Below are 1,808 nucleotides of genomic sequence, written 5' to 3' on the forward strand. Positions count from 1 at the left end.
CGCATTCGTCCTTGGGCTACCGGCCGCCCGCGCCTGTCACCTTCCCGGATCTGGCCTTCCGGCTACCCATGGTCGCCACCATGCAGTAGCCTCTCAATCGGCTCGGTCCAAAATACCGGTCAGGTCAGTTCAAATGGTCCGAAGCGTTTTTCGAGTTTGCTGCGGCCTGCCTCGCGGAATGTCGAGGCTTTGACCACGACACCGTCCAGTACCAGCACAGCGCCTGAGCCTTTTGCCTGATACAAGATGTGCTGACGGGCGAGTTCCCTATGCAACTCGCTCCAGGATTTGACGCGTTTGACGATGGGGCCAGCGACCTCGATGGCCCTGCGCGCGGCACTTTCTACACCACCCCGGATCTCGGCGACGGCAGCACCTGCCGTAAGCGCATCACCGAGTCCAATATTATGAACGAGAGCATGGCCGCTGAGCGTCGTGCGATGAGCCCGTCGCATTCGGACCGCGGCAAGGAGGCGAGCGCAGCGTGCTGCCTGCATGTTTGCATTAGCAGGATAAGTTGCCGAGCTCGCATGCATGCCCACGTCAACTGTGGGGATGGATCGATCCTCGTGCGGTGACGTCTGCGAAGCGCGGCTCCGGTTGCACGCCCGCAGATTTACTGCGGCGACCCTGCGCCGGAGGCGGGCCTCACGGTTACGTTGGCCAGCTTGCCGTAAACGACGTTGAGCTGCGTGCGCAGCGTCTGAATGTCCGCCACCATCACGTCCGATTTGGCCCTCAGCTGCGATACGTCTCCCTGAAGTTCCATCAACATCCTGATGATCAGTTCGAGACGCTCCGCGCCCCGGTCCTGGCTGTCGATGATCGCCCCGATCGGATCGGCCTCCTCTCCCCCCTCCATGAGTAGTTTGAGGATCTGCCCCGTGTCCATATGCGCCCCCTGTGCCTCGGTCGCCGCGATGCGGATCAAATCCGGATGGGTTGTGGGGGCGCCCCCCATACTGTTTGACATGATGTTCTCCTTCCCATTCCTCAACGACTTCGAAATGCGCGCGCGGCTCGCGTTGCCAGCCTTGTGCGTGCTCAATGCGGGCGACGGCGCGCCCTAAGCTGCGATGAAAGAAAGCGACCTTGGTCGTCTTCTGGGCGTCGGGTGCGACGCGTGAGATCAGAGCATGGAGGTGCAGGTTGTCGCTGCCGCCGTGCAGCGTCCACAGCATCCCGTGCCCACGTAAACCGGTCTCGTCCTGCAGGATCACCAGAGCCTGCTCGATCTGGCGGATGCTGGGTTGCTCACCGGCCCGCCATGACAACACCACGTGCTCGACCGGGGAGTGTGCGCGCGGCGCGCCCATCACCGTCGCGATCAATTCAGCGATCTGGCCTGACCGCGTCCCAGCGATCAGATTGAGCTGAACGAAGGCGAGCACGTCGCCCCGGTCAGCCCCGCGATCACGACGGTCTATGTAGGCGGCGAGGTCTAGGATCTGCCGTCCGATCAGTGCGCCGTCGCGACGCTTCGGCATCTGCTTGCCGATCATGACGCCGGCCGCGACAGCGCATCGATGGCGCGACGGATGTCATGCAGGACAGGATGACCGGTTTCGCGCAGGCTCGGGGTACGGATGGCGAGCTTGGCCAATCCGCCGAGACGGCGCAGTTCACGGATCAACTCGGCATCGACCTGCGCCGTGATGTGCAGTCCTAGGAGACGGCGTCGGGTGAGCGCTGCCAGCGTGAGGCCTGCCGCTGCGGCTTCGCCCAACAGACGATCGTATTCTTCGGGTGTGAGACGAATGCCGACCTGCTTGGTGAGGCGGCGGCATTCGGATCCACTTTGGCCGGAC

The 1,808-nt window shown here is 63.2% G+C and carries 3 protein-coding genes and 1 pseudogene; all 4 read right to left on the bottom strand.

Annotation, left to right across the window (positions count from 1 at the left end; all coding sequences use genetic code 11):
- Positions 1–119: 119 nt before the first annotated feature.
- Positions 120–497 carry a hypothetical protein gene (locus tag FPV16_RS25795; RefSeq protein ID WP_227441357.1) on the bottom strand — a complete coding sequence of 126 codons (378 nt, stop codon included), beginning with the start codon at positions 495–497 and terminating at the stop codon, positions 120–122.
- Between the two features lie 119 nt (positions 498–616).
- Positions 617–973 (bottom strand): hypothetical protein, encoded by a 357-nt coding sequence (locus FPV16_RS25800; RefSeq protein WP_227441358.1) that lies wholly within the window; start codon positions 971–973, stop codon positions 617–619.
- Between the two features lie 67 nt (positions 974–1,040).
- Positions 1,041–1,502, bottom strand: a pseudogene (locus tag FPV16_RS26515) (relaxase/mobilization nuclease domain-containing protein); the annotation flags it as partial.
- Positions 1,499–1,808, bottom strand: a 310-nt coding sequence (locus tag FPV16_RS25810; RefSeq protein WP_413629420.1) for a plasmid mobilization protein, incomplete at its 5' end; no start/stop codon positions are given. The gene FPV16_RS25810 and the pseudogene FPV16_RS26515, both read right to left, overlap by 4 nt.

The sequence above is a fragment of the Methylobacterium sp. W2 genome (assembly GCF_020662345.1).
In the GTDB taxonomy this organism is placed as follows: Bacteria; Pseudomonadota; Alphaproteobacteria; order Rhizobiales; family Beijerinckiaceae; genus Methylobacterium.

Bases quoted from the DNA above. Each gene is read 5' to 3' on its own strand.
- FPV16_RS25795 (WP_227441357.1), bottom strand. From the start codon at position 497: ATGCAGGCAGCACGCTGCGCTCGCCTCCTTGCCGCGGTCCGAATGCGA.
- FPV16_RS25800 (WP_227441358.1), bottom strand. From the start codon at position 973: ATGTCAAACAGTATGGGGGGCGCCCCCACAACCCATCCGGATTTGATC.